A 1,275-nucleotide genomic window follows, 5' to 3' on the forward strand; every position below is an offset into this window, starting at 1 on the left:
GGTCGGCGACCGAATCCAGCGACGCGCGGTTACCCGCGTAGGTGAGGGCGTCGAGGACGGTCACGTGCACATCCGGGCGCGTGGCCACGGTCTGCTGGACGAAATTCGCACCGATGAACCCGGCCCCGCCGGTTACGAGCACTCGCACCCGGCCAACGATACGTGCTCGCCGGCGCTCTTCAGGACAGGAGGTGGGCCGGAATGCGATGCTGTACAGCGTCCGACCTGTGACGTCCCAGATATATTCACTGTGACGTCCATCACTCTGGAGCGCCCCAGGTTACGACTTCGGGTCTGGTTTCCTGAGAAAAACCCCGGTCATCGCTCAGGTTTCGAGCACCGCACTGGTACTGGGGTATCAACGGTGAACGGAATTTGAATAGACGGTCACACCGGGTTCACCGCTCGTTAGCTGCGAGGGATTTTGATCAGCGGGTCCCCTCCGAACGCTCCAACATCGAGGTTCCACAAAATGCTGATGAGGAAATTCGCCGCCACCTCGGCGCTGCTGATCGCTGCCATGGGCGTCACCGCCGGCACCGTCAACGCCGCGCCGGTCGAAGAGGCCGCTCCGATCAACTACTCCGCCGAGGTCGTCGAAGACTCGAAGGCTGTCATCACCACCGATGCGGGCTCGCTCGTCGTCGAGGACGGCGCCTTCAAGGTCAAGGCCGCCAACGGCACCACCGTCGCGGGTACCCCGCTGACCTTCCGCCTCGACGAGTTCGAGCTGCCCATCGCGGCCGAGATCTCGGGCAACAAGGCCACCCTGAGCCCGGTCTACGACGCCTCCAAGGCCGTCTACAAGCCCGTCGCCCTGCCGTTCGAGAACCAGGCTCCCTGGAAGAACGAGTACGAGCGTGAGCAGGCCGCCTGGAGCCGCCTGACCCAGACCATCTCCATGGGCGCCACCATCGGCACCCTGGTCGGTGGCCTCGGCGGCGCTGCCGTCGGTTGCATCGCGGGTGCCGGTGCCGGCCTCGTCGCGACCGGTGTCCTGCTGGCGCTGTTCGGCGCGGGCCCGATCGCGGGCTGCGTCGTCGGCGCCACCACCATCGGTGCGCTGGGCGTCATCGCCGGCCAGATCTTCGTGACCGCCCCGGTCGCGATCGGTGCCGCGATCCAGTACTTCATCACCATCACCCAGCCGTACCCCACCCCGGCTCCCTCGCCGGCCAAGTAATTCGGCCAGCACCCCATCAGCAAGGGGCCGTCGGGTACGCCGGCCTGGCGGTCGCCACCGTGGTGACCCTCGGCGCCGGGCCGGTGTTGATC

At 66.7% G+C, this 1,275-nt stretch carries 2 protein-coding genes; one reads left to right on the forward strand and one right to left on the reverse strand.

Annotated features, from left to right (window positions below; translation table 11 throughout):
* On the reverse strand, positions 1–142 hold a 142-nt coding region (locus ACWDVW_RS32595), incomplete at its 3' end, for an NAD-dependent epimerase/dehydratase family protein (RefSeq protein WP_449956829.1).
* 330 nt (positions 143–472) lie between these two features.
* Between ACWDVW_RS32595 and ACWDVW_RS32600 the strand changes: the two genes are divergently transcribed.
* Positions 473–1,183 carry a hypothetical protein gene (locus tag ACWDVW_RS32600; RefSeq protein WP_365009618.1) on the forward strand — a complete coding sequence of 237 codons (711 nt, stop codon included), beginning with the start codon at positions 473–475 and terminating at the stop codon, positions 1,181–1,183.
* The last annotated feature ends 92 nt before the right edge of the window (positions 1,184–1,275 follow it).

The sequence above is a fragment of the Micromonospora sp. NPDC003241 genome, from assembly GCF_053589795.1.

Excerpts from the sequence above, each read along its gene's own strand:
- ACWDVW_RS32600 (WP_365009618.1), top strand. The coding sequence starts at position 473 with ATGCTGATGAGGAAATTCGCCGCCACCTCGGCGCTGCTGATCGCTGCC.